Annotated in this window: 13 protein-coding genes; 7 read left to right on the top strand and 6 right to left on the bottom strand. The window is 68.4% G+C overall.

Annotated elements, in window-relative coordinates; translation table 11 throughout:
- Positions 1-111: 111 nt before the first annotated feature.
- Genes MRBLWH13_RS03595 through MRBLWH13_RS03575 form a run of 5 tightly spaced genes read right to left on the bottom strand, consistent with a single transcriptional unit; the run spans position 112 to position 5,504 of the window.
- Positions 112-948, bottom strand: coding sequence for an ATP-binding cassette domain-containing protein (locus tag MRBLWH13_RS03595; RefSeq protein ID WP_341956943.1), 837 nt, complete (start codon positions 946-948; stop codon positions 112-114).
- Positions 945-1,808 (bottom strand): ABC transporter ATP-binding protein, encoded by an 864-nt coding sequence (locus MRBLWH13_RS03590; protein WP_341956942.1) that lies wholly within the window; start codon positions 1,806-1,808, stop codon positions 945-947. The genes MRBLWH13_RS03595 and MRBLWH13_RS03590 overlap by 4 nt, the downstream gene beginning before the upstream one ends.
- Positions 1,805-2,740: an ABC transporter permease gene (locus MRBLWH13_RS03585; RefSeq protein WP_341956941.1), complete on the bottom strand. Its 936-nt coding sequence runs from the start codon at positions 2,738-2,740 to the stop codon at positions 1,805-1,807. Before MRBLWH13_RS03585 ends, MRBLWH13_RS03590 begins: the two co-directional genes overlap by 4 nt.
- Positions 2,741-2,777: 37 nt before the next feature.
- On the bottom strand, positions 2,778-3,773 hold the full coding sequence (locus tag MRBLWH13_RS03580; RefSeq protein ID WP_341956940.1) for an ABC transporter permease: 996 nt from the start codon (positions 3,771-3,773) through the stop codon (positions 2,778-2,780).
- A gap of 39 nt (positions 3,774-3,812) precedes the next feature.
- Entirely contained in the window at positions 3,813-5,504 is a 1,692-nt protein-coding gene (locus MRBLWH13_RS03575; RefSeq protein WP_341956939.1) for an ABC transporter substrate-binding protein, read from the bottom strand.
- Between the two features lie 246 nt (positions 5,505-5,750).
- On the opposite strand from MRBLWH13_RS03575, the gene MRBLWH13_RS03570 reads away from it, so the two are divergent.
- From MRBLWH13_RS03570 to MRBLWH13_RS03540, 7 genes are read left to right on the top strand one after another with little or no spacing between them, the layout of a single operon-like run.
- Entirely contained in the window at positions 5,751-6,467 is a 717-nt protein-coding gene (locus MRBLWH13_RS03570; RefSeq protein WP_341956938.1) for an NUDIX domain-containing protein, read from the top strand.
- Positions 6,464-7,801: a quinolinate synthase NadA gene (gene nadA, locus MRBLWH13_RS03565; RefSeq protein WP_341956937.1), complete on the top strand. Its 1,338-nt coding sequence runs from the start codon at positions 6,464-6,466 to the stop codon at positions 7,799-7,801. The genes MRBLWH13_RS03570 and nadA overlap by 4 nt, the downstream gene beginning before the upstream one ends.
- Entirely contained in the window at positions 7,798-9,306 is a 1,509-nt protein-coding gene (gene nadB / locus MRBLWH13_RS03560) for an L-aspartate oxidase (RefSeq protein WP_341956936.1), read from the top strand. Before nadA ends, nadB begins: the two co-directional genes overlap by 4 nt.
- A complete protein-coding gene (nadC, locus tag MRBLWH13_RS03555; protein WP_341956935.1) occupies positions 9,306-10,157 on the top strand; it encodes a carboxylating nicotinate-nucleotide diphosphorylase in 852 nt (283 codons plus the stop codon). Before nadB ends, nadC begins: the two co-directional genes overlap by 1 nt.
- A gap of 5 nt (positions 10,158-10,162) precedes the next feature.
- Positions 10,163-11,302, top strand: coding sequence for a cysteine desulfurase family protein (locus MRBLWH13_RS03550; RefSeq protein WP_341956934.1), 1,140 nt, complete (start codon positions 10,163-10,165; stop codon positions 11,300-11,302).
- A 52-nt stretch (positions 11,303-11,354) separates the two neighbouring features.
- On the top strand, positions 11,355-12,302 hold the full coding sequence (locus MRBLWH13_RS03545; RefSeq protein WP_341956933.1) for a glycosyltransferase family 2 protein: 948 nt from the start codon (positions 11,355-11,357) through the stop codon (positions 12,300-12,302).
- A 20-nt stretch (positions 12,303-12,322) separates the two neighbouring features.
- Complete coding sequence (locus MRBLWH13_RS03540) at positions 12,323-13,096, top strand: SDR family oxidoreductase (RefSeq protein ID WP_341956932.1); 774 nt, start codon at positions 12,323-12,325, stop codon at positions 13,094-13,096.
- A 26-nt stretch (positions 13,097-13,122) separates the two neighbouring features.
- Here the strand turns inward: MRBLWH13_RS03540 and MRBLWH13_RS03535 are convergent, their stop codons facing one another.
- On the bottom strand, positions 13,123-15,168 hold the full coding sequence (locus MRBLWH13_RS03535) for an ABC transporter ATP-binding protein (protein WP_341956931.1): 2,046 nt from the start codon (positions 15,166-15,168) through the stop codon (positions 13,123-13,125).
- Positions 15,169-15,191: the final 23 nt, after the last annotated feature.

The following is a 15,191-nucleotide window of genomic DNA, read 5'->3' as shown; positions in this document are numbered from 1 at the left end:
TTGTGCGTTCAGTCTAGCGGGTCACCCCCGCAGAGACGGGCGATCCTCCGGTCGCGCTTCGCTCCGCGCGCCATGCGTCGCGGTCGAGCGGAAGCGCGACCGGAGGGATGCTCAGCGGCCGGCGAGTTCGGCCCGCACCTCGTCGCGGAGGCGACCGAGGTTCTCAGGCTCCGGCGCCGCGCCCAGCAGTGTCTTCGTGTACTCATGCTGCGGATTGAGGATGACGTCGTCTGCAGGCCCCCGCTCGACGACGTCGCCCTTGTAGAGGACCATGATCTCGTCGCTGAAGTGCCGGGCCGTCGCGAGATCGTGCGTGATGTAGAGCACGCCGAGATTCTCCTCCCGCTGCAGATCGGCCAGCAGGTTGAGCACCCCGAGCCGGATCGAGACATCGAGCATCGAGACGGGCTCATCTGCGACGATGAACCGCGCTCCCGGGGCGAGCGCCCGCGCGATGGCCACTCTCTGCCGCTGACCACCGGACAGCTCATGCGGTCGCCGTTCGGCGAATGTCTCGCCCGGGGACAGTCGCACGCGCTCGAGCAGCTGTATCGCGCGCGCCCGCACCTCGGCGCCCGAGAGCTTGGGGTGGTGGAGCCTGATCGGTCGCTCCAGGTGGTGGATGATCGTGTGGAACGGGTTCAGCGAGGCGAACGGATCCTGAAACACCATCTGCACCTGCGATCGGTACTCCTCGACCGCGCGGCCCCGCATCCCCGAGTCCTTCCCGTCGAGCAGGATCTGCCCGCTCGTCGGTGTCTCGAGCTTCATCAGCATCCGGGCGATCGTCGACTTGCCCGACCCTGATTCGCCGACGAGGGCGACCGTCTTGCCCGCTTCGATCGTGAACGAGACGTCCTTGACCGCATGCAGGATGGACGTCTTGAGGCCTGATCGCAGGGTGAAGTCCTTCACCAGGTTGCGGGCTTCGAGGGTGGGAGCACTCATCGGATCTCCTCCTGACTGGGCTGGTTGCCGGTGCGGACGAAGTCGCCGCGCTCGCCGGTCAGACTCGGGAAGCTCGACAGCAGCTTCTTCGTGTACTCGTGCTGAGGCGTGCGGTAGATCTCCTCCGCTGTGCCCTCCTCCACGATCTGGCCCTGCAGCATCACGGCGATCCGGTCGCTGATCTCGATCAGCATCGGCAGGTCGTGCGTGATGAAGATCACTGCGAACCCGAGCCGCTCGCGCAGCCGCATGATCTCGCGGATGATCCCGCGCTGCACCACGACGTCGAGCGCGGTGGTGGGCTCGTCCATGATCATGACCTGCGGGTCCAGCGCGAGCGCCATGGCGATCATCATGCGCTGACGCATGCCGCCGGAGAGCTCATGCGGGAAGCTCGTGAGCCTCGACGGGTCGACCCCGACCAGAGTCAGCAGCTCTTCGGCCCGAGCCTGCTTGTCCTTCTTGGACATTCCGGGACGATGCGTGTCGAAGATGTCGAAGATCTGCGCCCTGACGCTGATCACCGGGTTGAGCGAGTTCATCGCCCCCTGGAACACCATCGAGATCTTGTCCCAGCGGAACGCGCGCAGACCGTCGCCGTCGAGCGCGACGATGTCGATGTCGTGCCCGTCGCGGTCGTGGAACACGATCTCGCCGCTCGTCATGAGCGCTGGCGCCTTGAGCAGCCGGTTCATGCCGTAGGCGAGGGTGGTCTTGCCGCAGCCCGATTCGCCGGCCAGCCCGAGGATCTCGCCTCGGTTGAGGGTGAGGGACACATTGCGGACGGCCTTCACAGGCGGGTCCACCTCGTACTCGATCGACACGTCTCGTGCGGTGAGCACGGCATCCGGAGCGCTCATGCGGCGACCCCCTTCGTCTTGGCGGCCTTGCGCACACGCCGAGCGGCGTCCGGCGCATTGCGCAGCTTGGGGTTGATGACCTCGTCGATCGCGAAGTTGATCAGGGAGAGCCCCGCGCCGAGCATGGCGATCATGATTCCCGGCGGCACGAACCACCACCAGGCCCCTCGCCCGAGCGCCTGGCCCGACTGCGCGTCGTTGAGGATGGTGCCCCAGGTGATCGAGGAGTTCGGGCCGAGGCCCAGGTAGGAGAGACCGGCCTCTCCGAGGATCGCGAAGATGATCGCGAAGAGGAACTGCGCCGTGAGCAGCGGCAGCAGGTTCGGCATGATCTCGACCAGGATGACGCGGAAGGATCGCTCCCCCGCGACCTTGGACGCGTAGACGTAGTCGCGGGTGCGCAGCGATCGTGTCTGCAGCCGCAGCACGTAGGCCGCACCGGCCCAGGAGGTGATGCCCAGCACGAACGCCACGAGCTGCCAGCTGCGCTGCGGGACGAAGGACGAGATCACCATCACCAGCGGCAGGCCGGGGATCACGATCATCACGTTGGTCAGCAGCGCGAGGGTGTCCTCGCGCCAGCCGCCGAGGTAGCCGGCGAGGACACCGAAGAGGAGCGACAGGATGATGGCGATGCCACCGGCGACCACACCGACCAGGAGCGAGCCCTGCGCGCCGATCGCGAGCTGGGCGAACATGTCGTTCCCGAGCTTGGTGGTGCCGAGCCAGTGCTCGGGCGATGGCGGCAACAGGGCCGGATTGTCGGTGCTCCGCGGGTCCTGCGAGAAGATCGGCGCGATGATCGCGAACAGCACGATCGCGATCACGATGCTCGCGCCGATGATGAACTTCGACGAGGAGGTGGGGAGGATGGTGCGGCGCTTGCGTCCCCGCTGCGTGGCCAGCGAGATCGTGCTCGCGGGCTGGGTCATGGGCTGATCCTTCGTGATCAGCACTGTGTTCTCGGTGTCAGACATTCTGGCGCGCCCTCGGGTCGATGAAGCCATAGACGAGGTCCATGATGAAGTTGGCGGCGAGCACCGTGATGGTGATGACGAGGAAGAGCCCCTGCATGAGCGCGTAGTCGTTGTTCGTCACCGCCTGGAACATCAGCTTGCCGATGCCCGGGTAGGTGAACACCTGCTCCATGACGATGGAGCCGGCGACCACGAACCCCAGGGTGATCGAGAACCCCGCGATCGACGGGATCGCGGCATTGCGGGCGGCGTATGTCGTCATGATGCGACGCGGACGGAGCCCCTTCGCCTCAGCCGTCAGCACGTAGTCCTCGGCCATGGTCTGCACCATCATGTTGCGCATCCCGAACATCCAGCCGCCCACCGACGAGATCACGATGGTCACCGCGGGAAGGATCGCATGCGAGAGCGCATCCACGAAGAACGCCCAGGTCGGCTCTGGGCCGTCGGGGAAGTCGAAGACGTCGTAACCGCCGAAGATCGGGAACCAGCCGAGTCCGACCGCGAACACCGAGACGAGGAGCAGCGCCATCCAGAAGTAGGGGATGGACTGCAGCACGGTGGTGGCCGGGATCAGGTGATCGACCCAAGTACCGCGCTTCCATCCGGCCCAGGCGCCGAGCACGACGCCGAGGATGAAGGAGATCACGGTCACCGTACCGACGAGGATGAGCGTCCACGGCAGCGCCTGCCCGATCAGCTCGCTCACCGGGGCGGGGAACTTGGTGACGGAGATGCCCAGGTCGCCTTGGAACATGCGCCCCCAGTACGCGATGTACTGATCCCAGAGGGAGGAGTCATCACCGCCGAGCAGCAGCTTGATGTTGCGGATCGTGGTCTCGGAGACCTCGCCACCCGCGCGCTGCATCTTGGCGATCATGATGTCCGCCGGGTTCCCCGGCATGAGCCGGGGAAGCAGGAAGTTGAGTGAGATCGCGGCCCACAGCGTGAACGCATAGAACCCGATTCTTCGTGCATAGAACTTCATGTCACTGACCGTGCTTCCTGCTCCCCCGACCTCATGTTCTTAGTTCGCCGGCTCGAGCTGCGTCAGGACGTAACCTGCCGCGATCGCGCCCCAGGACGGCGGGAAGGCGTAGAGGTCCTCCTCCGTCGGCCAACCCGTGAAGTCCTTCGTGTTGTAGAAGGTCTGGGTCGCATTGATCACGAGCGGGATGTAGGGCAGGTCGCGGACGATCTCGGTCTGGATCGTGCCGTACAGCTCCTTCTTCTCTGCCTCGTCGTTCGTGCTGATCGCGGCCTGGACCGCCTCGTCGACGACGGGGTTGCTGTAGCGGCTGAAGTTCCAGCGTCCGGCAGGGACCTCAGAGCCCACGGCTGCGGTGGAGCCGACGGTCGTGCCGCCGAACCAGTCGCGGTAGATCTGGAACGGGTCGGCCACCGACGTGCCGATGACACCGCCGACGATCAGCTGGAAGTCCCCGCCCTGACGGGCGTCGGAGAATTCCTGCCACTGCACGGTCGACGCGGTGACCTTGATGCCGGCCGCCTCAGCCTGCTCTGCGATCAGCTTCGCGGCGTCGTTGTAGTCGGTCCAGCCGTCGACCGAGATCAGGCTGAGCTCGAGCGGCTTCCCGTCCTTGGAGTAGAAGTCGCCGTCCTTGGTGTAACCGGCGGCCTCGAGGATCTCGCCCGCCTCTGCGGCGTTCGCCTCCTGCGGGCTGACCTCGTTGGCGGGATCGGCCACCCACTTCTCGTCACGCGGAAGCAGAGCGAACGTCGGCGAGATGTCGCCCGTCAGACCGACGAATGCCTTGTCCTTGATCGCGGCGCGGTCGATCGCGACGTTCAGCGCCTGACGCACGGCGACATCGGTCTGCGGACCGGAGCAACCGAGCTCGGCGTTCGAGCAGGTGTACAGCACCGTCGGGTCCTGCGGCGTGTTGATCCAGTCGATCGCGCCGTTGCCCGTGACGTCATCCGGGTTCGGGATGAACATGCCCGTCCAGTCGAGCTTGCCGGCAGCGAGCAGATCCTGTGCGGTCTGGTTGTTGTCGACGGCGATGTACTGGACCTTCTTGACTCCGAGCTCGTCGGCGTCGCGGAAGTTCTCGTTGGCGACGAGCGTGTACGACTCGCTCGTCGTCTTGTCGACGACGTAGGCGCCCGAACCGACCGGGTCTTCGTTGGCGAAGTTCGCGAAGTCCGTGACCTCGGACCACACGTGCTCAGGCAGGATGTAGGTCGAGCCGAGTCGCTGGAACTCGGTCGTGTACTGCGCGGTGGTGTAGGTGAGGACGACCGTGGTGTCATCGGTCGCCTCGGCCGAGACGAGGCCGTTGCCCTCGGGGTTGTTCGCCTCGTAGGTGAAGGAGAACGCCACATCGGCAGCCGTGAGGGGCTCGCCGTCGCTCCACTTGAGGTCGGGCTTGATGGCGATCGTGATCACCGTGCCGTCCTCGTTGTATTCGTAGGAGTCGCCGATAAGACCGACGGGCTCGGAGTCCGCCGTCTTGTTGAAGAAGAACAGCGGCTCGTAGATGGGGCCCAGCGCACCATGGAGCACGGTCGGGGCGAACGGGTTGTAGTTCGCGGTGATGGGGGTCTGGCTGCCGGCCCACACGCGAAGAGCCCGGTCGCCATCGCCACCGCTCCCCTCATTGCCGCCGCCTGCGCCACAGGCCGTCAAACCCAGGGCGAGGACGGATGCCCCCGCCACAGCGGTGAGCGCGATCTTGCGCCTTCCGTTACGGATCATTCTGTATTTCCTCTCGGTGCTGCACTGCAGGAGGGATCTCCGGGATGGAGCCGAGCTCCAGAGTGGAACTCGCGACAGATCCCTATGAAAGGGATTTGTTAGGACAGTAACCTAACAAATAGCCATCCGGGCGACAAGAGGCCAGAACGCTGGTATATAACGTTTCGGCCTCAGGGTCCGGTCCGTCACACACGCGCACTAAGAGTCGCGATGACACTAAGATCGATCTCGGAGGTTAAGGTACACATGACTCAAACCAGGGGCATCGACGTCGCCGTGTCGACGGTGATCCTCACGCTGCGTCGCACCGAGGACGGCGCTGCTGTGCTCGCGCTTCCGCTGGTCCTGCGCACCCGCGAGCCGTTCGCCGATCAGTGGGCGCTTCCGGGTGGTTGGCTGACTCCGGCCGAATCGCCGGTCGACGCCGCCGCCCGCACACTCGCCGAGACCACGGGCCTCACTCCCAGCTACCTCGAGCAGCTCTACGCCTTCGGAGCCGTCGACCGCTCCCCCACCCGCGTCGTGTCGATCGTCTACTGGGCGCTGCTCCGGCAGGACGAGGTCGACGCGCAGAGCGCCGCGCATCGGGCATCCGGTCTCGCTCCCGAGAACGTGCGCTGGTTCGATCTCGACGACCTGCCGCCGCTCGCCTTCGATCACCGCAAGATCGTCGACTACGCGCTCTGGCGCCTGCGCAGCAAGGTCGGCTACAGCCGCGTCGCACACGGCTTCCTGCCGGCCGAGTTCACTCTGGCCGACCTTCGAGAGGCCTACGAGGCGATCCTCGGCAAGCATCTCGACCCGGCCAACTTCCGCCGACAGGTCGAGTCCGCCGGCAACCTCCTCCCCACCGACCAGTTCCGCACCGGCAGTCACCGCCCCGCCCGCCTGTACCGCTACAACACCGACGTCGAGCTGGCCGATCACGGCCCCCTCGGCCCCGAGGAAACGAGCACCCGATGAGCATCACCTTCGTTCCGACCCCGGCAGTCCAGCCCCTCGACGCCTCCGTCGACCACGCGATCCAGTCGATCGTGGCGGGTGCCTCGACCGACGCGACCTGCACGACCGATCTCGCGGCCGGCCCCTGGGACTTCGACACGCGCCCCGGCTACGGACCCGGGTCGTCGATGGGCGACGTCATCCCGACGGGGGCACCGCGCCAAGGCGAGCTCCCAGCTGCGTATCGCGAGGCGAGCGAAGGCGAGCTCGACGAGCGCATCCGAGCGGCGAAGGCCACCCTCGGCGACCGGGCCGTCGTGCTCGGCCACTTCTATCAGCGCGAGGAGGTCGTGCGTCACGCCGACTACGTGGGCGACTCTTTCCAGCTCGCGACCGCGGCGAAGGAGCGACCGGATGCCGAGGCCATCGTCTTCTGCGGCGTGCACTTCATGGCCGAGACCGCCGACCTGCTCTCCGGCCCCGACCAGGCGGTCATCCTGCCGAACCTCGCTGCCGGATGCTCGATGGCCGACATGGCCGACATCGATCAGGTCGAGGACTGCTGGGAGCAGCTCGCCGAGGTCCTCGGCGATCTCGACGCTCAGGACGAGAACGGCCGAGTGCCGGTGGTCCCCGTCACGTACATGAACTCCTCTGCCGCGATCAAGGGCTTCGTCGGCAGGCACGGCGGGATCGTGTGCACCTCCTCGAACGCGCAGACCGTGCTCGAGTGGGCGTTCGAGCGCGGCAGGCGGGTGCTGTTCTTCCCCGATCAGCACCTGGGCCGCAACACCGCGAAGGCGATGGGCGTGCCGCTCGAGCAGATGCCGATGTGGAACCCGCGCAAGGCGCTCGGCGGCTCCACGGCATCCGAACTGGTCGACTCGCGCGTCATCCTGTGGCACGGCTTCTGCTCGGTGCACCGACGCTTCACGGTGGCCCAGATCGACCAGGCGAGGGCGGAGCACCCCGACGTGCGCGTCATCGTGCACCCGGAATGCCCGATGGACGTCGTGGACGCTGCCGACGAGGCAGGCTCCACCGATTACATCCGCCGGGCGATCGCCGCCGCGACAGAGCCCACGACCTTCGCGATCGGCACCGAGATCAACCTCGTACGCCGGCTGGCCGCGCAGTTCCCCCAGCACGAGATCTTCTGCCTCGACCCCGTGGTGTGCCCGTGCTCGACGATGTACCGCATCCACCCCGGATACCTGGCGTGGGTGCTGGAGGAGCTCGTGGCGGGCCGCACTCCCAACCGGATCACGGTGACGGCAGACGTGGCCGACCCCGCGCGGATCGCCCTGGAGCGGATGCTGGCGGCGAAGCCGCCGGTGGTGGCGAGCGCGCGATGAACGTCGTCGTCGTCGGATCGGGAATCGCCGGCCTCACCGCCGCGCTGCATGCCCACGAGGCGGGGCACGCGGTCACGGTCGTCACGAAGGGTGCGCTCGGCGACGGATGCACCGGATTCGCGCAGGGCGGAGTCGCCGGAATCTACGGCCCGGCGGACTCGGCGGCCCAGCACGCCGCAGACACGATCGATGCGGGTGCGGGGCTGTCCGACGCGGCTGCGGTCGATGTGCTCGTCCGGGACGCCGCCGAGCGGATCGCCGAGCTGATCGCGCGAGGAGTCGCCTTCGACCGCGGCCCTGACGGCGACCTGCTGCTCGGGCGCGAGGCCGCGCACACCCATGCCCGCATCGTGCATGCCGGCGGGGATGCGACCGGCGCCGCGATCGCGAGTGCCCTGGTCGCCGCCACCCGGCGCGCGGACATCACCGTCGTCGAGGCCGCGTTCCTCGTCGACCTCGTGATCGACGACGGCGTCGCGCGCGGCATCCGCGTGCTCGTCGACGGCGCCCTCTCCGACCTCGAGGCCGACGCGGTGATCCTCGCCACCGGCGGCGCCGGCCACCTCTACGCGCACACGACGAATCCGGTGGGAACCACGGGCGACGGGATCGCGGCGGCCCTGCGCGCCGGCGCGGCGGTCGCGGATCTCGAGTTCATGCAGTTCCATCCGACGATCCTCGCCGAGGGACCGGCGTTCCTGGTCTCCGAGGCGGTGCGCGGCGAGGGCGCGACACTCATCGATGTCGACGGTCGACGATTCGTGTTCGACACCCACCCCGACGGCGAGCTGGCTCCCCGCGACGTCGTGTCCCGGGCGATCGCGCGACAGGCCGCAGCTCAGGGTTCCCCGGTTCGTCTCGACGCCACAATGCTGGGCGCACGCGTGCTGGCGCACCGCTTCCCGACGATCGACAGGGTGACACGCGAGCGCGGGTTCGACTGGGCGACGCACCCCATCCCGGTGACCCCGGCCGCGCACTACCTGATGGGCGGAGTCGTCACCGACCTCGACGGGCGCACGTCGATCCCCGGACTCTTCGCCGTCGGCGAGGTCGCCCGCACCGGCGTGCACGGGGCGAACCGCCTCGCCTCCAACTCGCTGCTGGAGGGCGCCGTGTTCGGCGCACGCGCGGCCGCTGCTGTGGGCATGCCCGGGAAGCCGTCCCCCGCTCCCCTGCCCGCGGACACTCGCAGCGTCACGATCGCCGGTGCCGCCGGCGATCGACCGCACCCGGACAGCAGCCCGTTCAGTCGCTCCGCCCTGCAGCGGCTGATGTGGGATGACGTCGGGCTCCTCCGCACGGACGAGGGGCTCGAGCGCGCTCTCGACGCCGTCATCCGCTGGCGGTCCACCACACCGGCACCCGCCACGGTCGCGGAACGCGAGGACGCGAATCTGCTCCTGCTCGCCGAGGCCACGGCATCCGCTGCGCTCGCCCGTACCGAATCGGTCGGCGCCCACTACCGCGAACCCTTCGCCTCGCACCTCCTGGAGACCGTCTGATGCTCACTCACGCACTCATCGCCCGCGTCGTCGGCGCAGCCCTCGAGGAGGACGCACCGTGGGGCGATCTCACCAGCACGACACTGCTTCCCTCAGACGCCACCGCCACCGCTGATCTGGTCGCCAGGGAAGCCGGGATATTCAGCGGCGGCGAGGTCTTCGCAGCTGCCTTCGCTCTCACGGATCCGTCGATCACGATCGACGTGCACGTCGGCGACGGCGATCGCTTCGCGCCCGGCGACGTGCTGGCCTCGGTCTCGGGTTCGGCCCGCGGCATCCTCACCGCGGAGCGCATCGCCCTGAACTTCGCACAGCGGATGAGCGGCATCGCGACCCTGACCGATGCCTATGTGCGGGCGATCGAGGGTACCTCGGCTCGCATCGCCGACACCCGCAAGACCACCCCGGGCCTGCGCGCCTTCGAGCGTCACGCCGTGATCTCCGGCCGGGGGCACAATCACCGCTACTCGCTGTCGGACGCAGTGATGGCCAAGGACAACCATCTCGCCGTGCTGCAGCGCTCGGGTGTCGACCTCGCCACGGCCCTGCGCCAGGCGCTCTCCCGCCTGCCCCATACGACCCACGTGGTCGTCGAGGTCGACCGGCTCGATCAGATCCCGGCCGTGCTCGACGGCGGAGCGCACACCGTGCTGCTCGACAACTTCTCATTCGAGGATCTCCGGGCGGGTGTGGGGTTGATCGGCGACCGTGCACAGGTCGAGGCCTCCGGTGGCGTGAGCCTCGACACGGTCGGCGACATCGCCAGGACCGGAGTCGACGTGATCTCGGTCGGCGCGCTCACCCATTCGGCGCGCGCTCTCGATCTCGGCCTGGACGTGCGGATCGACTGACCCCGATGCTCTACCTCGACCATGCTGCGACTTCTCCGGTACGACCGGAGGTGCTCGACGCGATGCATCCGTATCTCACCGGCGCGTTCGGCAATCCCTCCAGCCACCACACCTACGGCGAGGCTGCGGCGAGCGCACTCGACGATGCGAGATCGCGGATCGCGCGTGTCCTGGGGATGCGCACCGGCGATGTCGTGTTCACCGCAGGCGGCACCGAGGCGAACAACCTCGCGGTCAAAGGGATCGTGCTCGCCGCCCTCGCGGACGGCCGCCGTCATCTGGTGATCTCGCCGATCGAGCACGAGTCGATCCTGGAGTCCGCGGACTACTTGCGACGCTTCCACGGCGTGGAGGTCACGGCGGCGGCCGTCGACACGCACGGCCGGGTCTCCGATGCATCCCTGCGAGCGGTGGTGCGCCGCGACACCGCGCTGGTCGCCCTCGGACATGCCAACAACGAGATCGGCACGGTCCAGGACATGCCCTCGCTCGCGGAGGTGACCCGCGCGGCCGGCGTGCCGCTGCACGTCGACGCGGTGCAGTCCGCGGGGTGGCTGCCGCTCGCCGGACTCGGGGCGGATGCGATCGCGATCGCCGGGCACAAGCTCGGAGCGCCCAAGGGGATCGGCGCCCTCGCCGTGCGCGGCCGGGTCCCCCTCGAACCTCTCCTGCACGGGGGCGGTCAGGAGAGAGGACGTCGATCGGGGACGGAGAACGTCGCCGGAGCGGTCGGCCTCGCCGTGGCGCTGGAGCTCGCCGAGGCGGAACGCGACACCGTCAACTCGGTCGTCGGAGCGGCGACGCAGCGTTTCGTATCCGCCGTGCTCGCAGCCGTCCCCCAGGCGGCGCTCACGGGAGATCCGATCCGGCGCCTCCCGGGAACCGCGAGCTTCACGTTCGCGGGAATGAGCGGCGAGGCCGTGCTGCTCGAGCTGGAGCGCAGGGGCGTGGTGTCGTCGAGCGGTTCGGCGTGCGCCGCCGGGAGCGACGACCCGTCGCACGTGCTGCTCTCCTGCGGCATCGCCCCCTCCGTCGCGCAGAGCTCTGTGCGGTTCACCTTCGGCCACGCCCCGCTGCCCGACGATCTGCCGGACCGGCTCGCAGCTCTCGTGGCGGCGTCCGTGCGTGCCGTCGTCGGCGTCTGAGAGGCGAGACGCCCGAGAGCGCGACTTCCGCACGCGGCCATAGACTCGCCTGGTGACCGCATCCGCCCCGATCGTGACCCTGATCGTCCCCGGCCGCGACATCGCCGGATTCGCCCCGGCCGCACTCGATTCGGTGCGTGCGCAGACCGAGAATCGGTGGCATGCGATCCTCATCGACGACGGCTCGACCGACGATACAGCCGAGATCTTCGCCGCGGCCGCGGCATCCGATCCGCGCTTCCGTGCGGTGCGACATGAGGCGTCGCGCGGCCTCGGTGCTGCACGGAACGTGGGGGTGGATCTCGTCGACACCCCTCTGGTCGGCTTCCTCGACGGCGACGACGAACTGACCCCCACCGCGCTCGAGCGTCTCATCGGAACCCTCACCGAGACGGGGAGCGACTTCGTCGCCGGTGCCTATGTGCGCTCGCGCTTCGACGGAGAACGCTACGTCCCTGGGCGCGTGCAGCCCTGGGTCGAGGCCGCCACCTCCCCGGCAAGGCTCGGGACCACGATCATCGATCACCCCCGCGCGAGCGCCAACATCGTCGCGTGGTCGAAGGTCAGCCGCACCGACCTCTGGAGCGATCTGCGGTTCCCCGAAGGGGTCGCCTACGAGGATCAGGTGGTCGCGCAGCAGATGTACACCAGTGCACGGGCCTTCGACGTGATCCCCGACACGGTGGTCCGGTGGCGGCTGCGAGCGGACGGCACCTCGATCACCCAGGGCCGCGCGCAGCTGCCGGTGCTCCGCGACTATCTCCAGGCCCTCCGGGGAGGCATCCGCGTGCTGCGCGACGCCGGTGCGCATGCCGCCGTCACCGCACGCCTCGAACTGATCCTGGCGATGGATCTGCCGCCGCTCCTCGAGATCGCCGCCACGCACGCCGATCCGCGCTACGCCGAGGACGTGGCCTCGTTCGCCGCCGAGATCCAGGCGCTGCCCGAGTACGCCGATGCCCGCCCCGACCCAGCTCTCACCGCTGCCCTGGCGTGGTGAGCGCACTCCCCAGGAGACACATGAACGGCTATCTCGCCGACCTCTTCTCGCTCGACGGCCGCACGGCGGTCGTGACCGGAGGCAGCTCCGGCATCGGCCGCGGTATCGCCACGGCACTCGCGAAGGCGGGCGCCTCGACCGTGATCGTCGCTCGCGGCGAGACCAGAGTCGAAGAGACCGTCGCCGAGCTCGCGGATGCCGGATGCCGTGCGGTAGGCGTCGTCGGCGATCTCAGCACCCGCGAGGGGATCCGTGCCGTGGCGGAAGCTGCCGCCGTGCCCTTCGGAGAGCCGGACATCCTGGTGAACTCCGCCGGCGTCAACATCCGTCCGCCCTTCGCCGAGATCACCGAGCACGACTGGGACGCGACGATGACCGTGAACGCCCTCGCGCCGTTCCTGCTCGGGCAGCGTTACGGCGTGGGTATGGCCGAGCGCGGATACGGTCGGCTGATCCACATCAGCTCTCAGCAGGCGCACCGTGCCTTCGTCGGCAGCGGGATCTATGGCGTGTCCAAGGGTGCGGTGGAGTCGCTGATGCGGTCCGAGGCCGAGGCCTGGGGCGGCACCGGCGTCACGAGCAACACGCTCGTCCCCGGGTTCGTGCTCACGCCGCTGAACGCCCGACTGCAGGAGGACCCCGCCCAGATCGCCGCCCTTGCCGCCCGAACGATGATCGGTCGCAACGGCCTGCCTTCGGATTTCGCGGCAGCCGCCGTCTTCCTGGCTGGTGCGGGATCGAGCTACGTCACCGGTCAGTCGCTGTTCATCGACGGTGGCCTCTCCGCGCACTGACACCAGCTCGGTGCCCTGACAGCGGCTCAGCCCTCTGCCGGGTATACCCTCTCGTCGGCGCGCGGAGCGTCGAGCAGCGGCACCGACGCCGTGAGGGTCGCGACCGCATCCGCTCCGGCGGAGTCCTCCGGCGCACGGTCGGCCCGCCGGTCGGCGAGCGCCGCACTCACTCCCCCGGCCACGGCCTCCTCGATGACGGTCTCGGTCTCGATCACCCGAGACGCCGCGACCTGCTGCGCGGCGAGCTCGGCGTAGAGCCCGCCACGAGCGATGAGCTCGGCATGGGTGCCGGACTCGACGATCCGCCCCGCCTCGAGCACGTGGATGACGTCCGCACCGATCACCGTCGACAGCCGGTGCGCGATCGTCAGGGTCGTGCGTCCCTTGGCTGCCTCGTCCAGTGCCTCCTGAACGACGCGCTCGGAGACGGTGTCGAGAGCCGAGGTGGCCTCGTCGAGCAGCAGCACCGGCGGGTCCTTGAGCAGCACGCGGGCGATCGCGATGCGCTGCTTCTCGCCGCCCGAGAGCCGGTAGCCGCGCTCTCCGACGACCGTGTCGTAGCCGTCTTCGAATCCGGCGATGATGTGGTGGATGTTCGCCGCGACGCACGCGGCGATCACCTCGTCCTCCGTCGCACCCGGCTTCGCGTACAGGAGGTTCTCGCGGATCGTCGCGTGGAACAGATAGGTCTCCTGCGACACGATCCCGACCTGATCGATGATCGACTCCTGCGTGAGCGTGCGGACATCGGCCCCCGCGAACAGCACGGCCCCGCCGTGAGCCTCGTACAGGCGCGGAGCGAGGTAGAGCACGGTCGTCTTGCCCGCCCCCGAAGGACCCACGAACGCGACGTGCTTCCCCGGTTCCGCGACGAACGAGACACCCTGGAGCGTGGGGCGCGCGTCCGGCGCGGCATCGGGATAGCGGAAGACGACGTCGTCGAACTCGATCCGCCCGCGCGGCCCCGGCGCCTCGGCGACGGTGATCGCATCCGGTGCGTCCCGGATCTCGGGGACGAGGTCGAGGTACTCGAAGATGCGCGCGAACAGCGCGGACGAGGTCTGCAGATCCAACGAGACCCGCATGAGGCCCATCAGCGGCTGGAGCAGACGCGCCTGGACCGTCGTGAACGCGACGACGGTACCGGCGGTGATCGCGCCGGTACCGCCCGCGATCAGGTATCCCGAGACGAGATAGATGACAGCCGGCACGCTCGCCATGAGCACCTGGACGACGGCGAAGAAGCCCTGGCCGCTCATCGCCCTCCGAACCTGCAGCTTCACCTGGTTGCGGTTCTCCGCCTGGTAGCGCTGGGATTCGGTGCGCTGCCTGTTGAACGCCTTGGACAGCAGCATCCCCGACACGCTCAGCGTCTCCTGCGTGATCGAGGTGAGCTCCGACAGCGACTCCTGCGTCTCCCCGGCGATGCGCGCGCGGACCTGGCCGACGCGTCGCTGCACGATGATCAGGAACGGCATCAGCACGACAGCGATCAGGGTCAGACGCCAATCGATCAGGATCATCGCGACCAGCGAGGCGATCACCGTGACGACGTTGCCCAGGATGCTCGTGACCGTGTTCGTCAGCACGCCGGAGACGCCGCCGACGTCGTTCTGCAGCCTCGACTGGATCACCCCGGTCTTCGTGCGGGTGAAGAACCCGAGCTCCATCGCCTGCAGGTGCTCGAAGAGCCGTACTCGCAGATCGCCGGTGACGCTGTTGCCGACCGTCGAGGTGAGCCACGTCTGGGCGACGCCGAGAACTGCGGAGACGAGGAACAGGCCGACCATCGCCGACACGAGCCAGATGAGCAGCTGCAGCTGCGGACCGCCGCCGTCGACGGGGAACAGCGCATCATCGAAGATGCGCTGCACGATCAGCGGCGGGATGACCGCGATGCCGGCGCCGATGACGACCAGCACGCCCGTCCAGAAGATGCGCCACCGGTACGGCCGGAACAGGGTGATGACCCTCGCTCCGAGTCCGCTGATCCGCGGCGCCTCGGCATTGAGTCGACGCTGTGCGCTCTCGTCCACGCCGCGGAATCCGCCGCGTCCGCCACCCATGCTCATGTCGCCAGCGTAGTCAGGGTGGC

The sequence above is a fragment of the Microbacterium sp. LWH13-1.2 genome (assembly GCF_038397735.1).
GTDB lineage: Bacteria > Actinomycetota > Actinomycetes > Actinomycetales > Microbacteriaceae > Microbacterium.
This window is presented reverse-complemented; position numbering and strand designations above follow the sequence as displayed.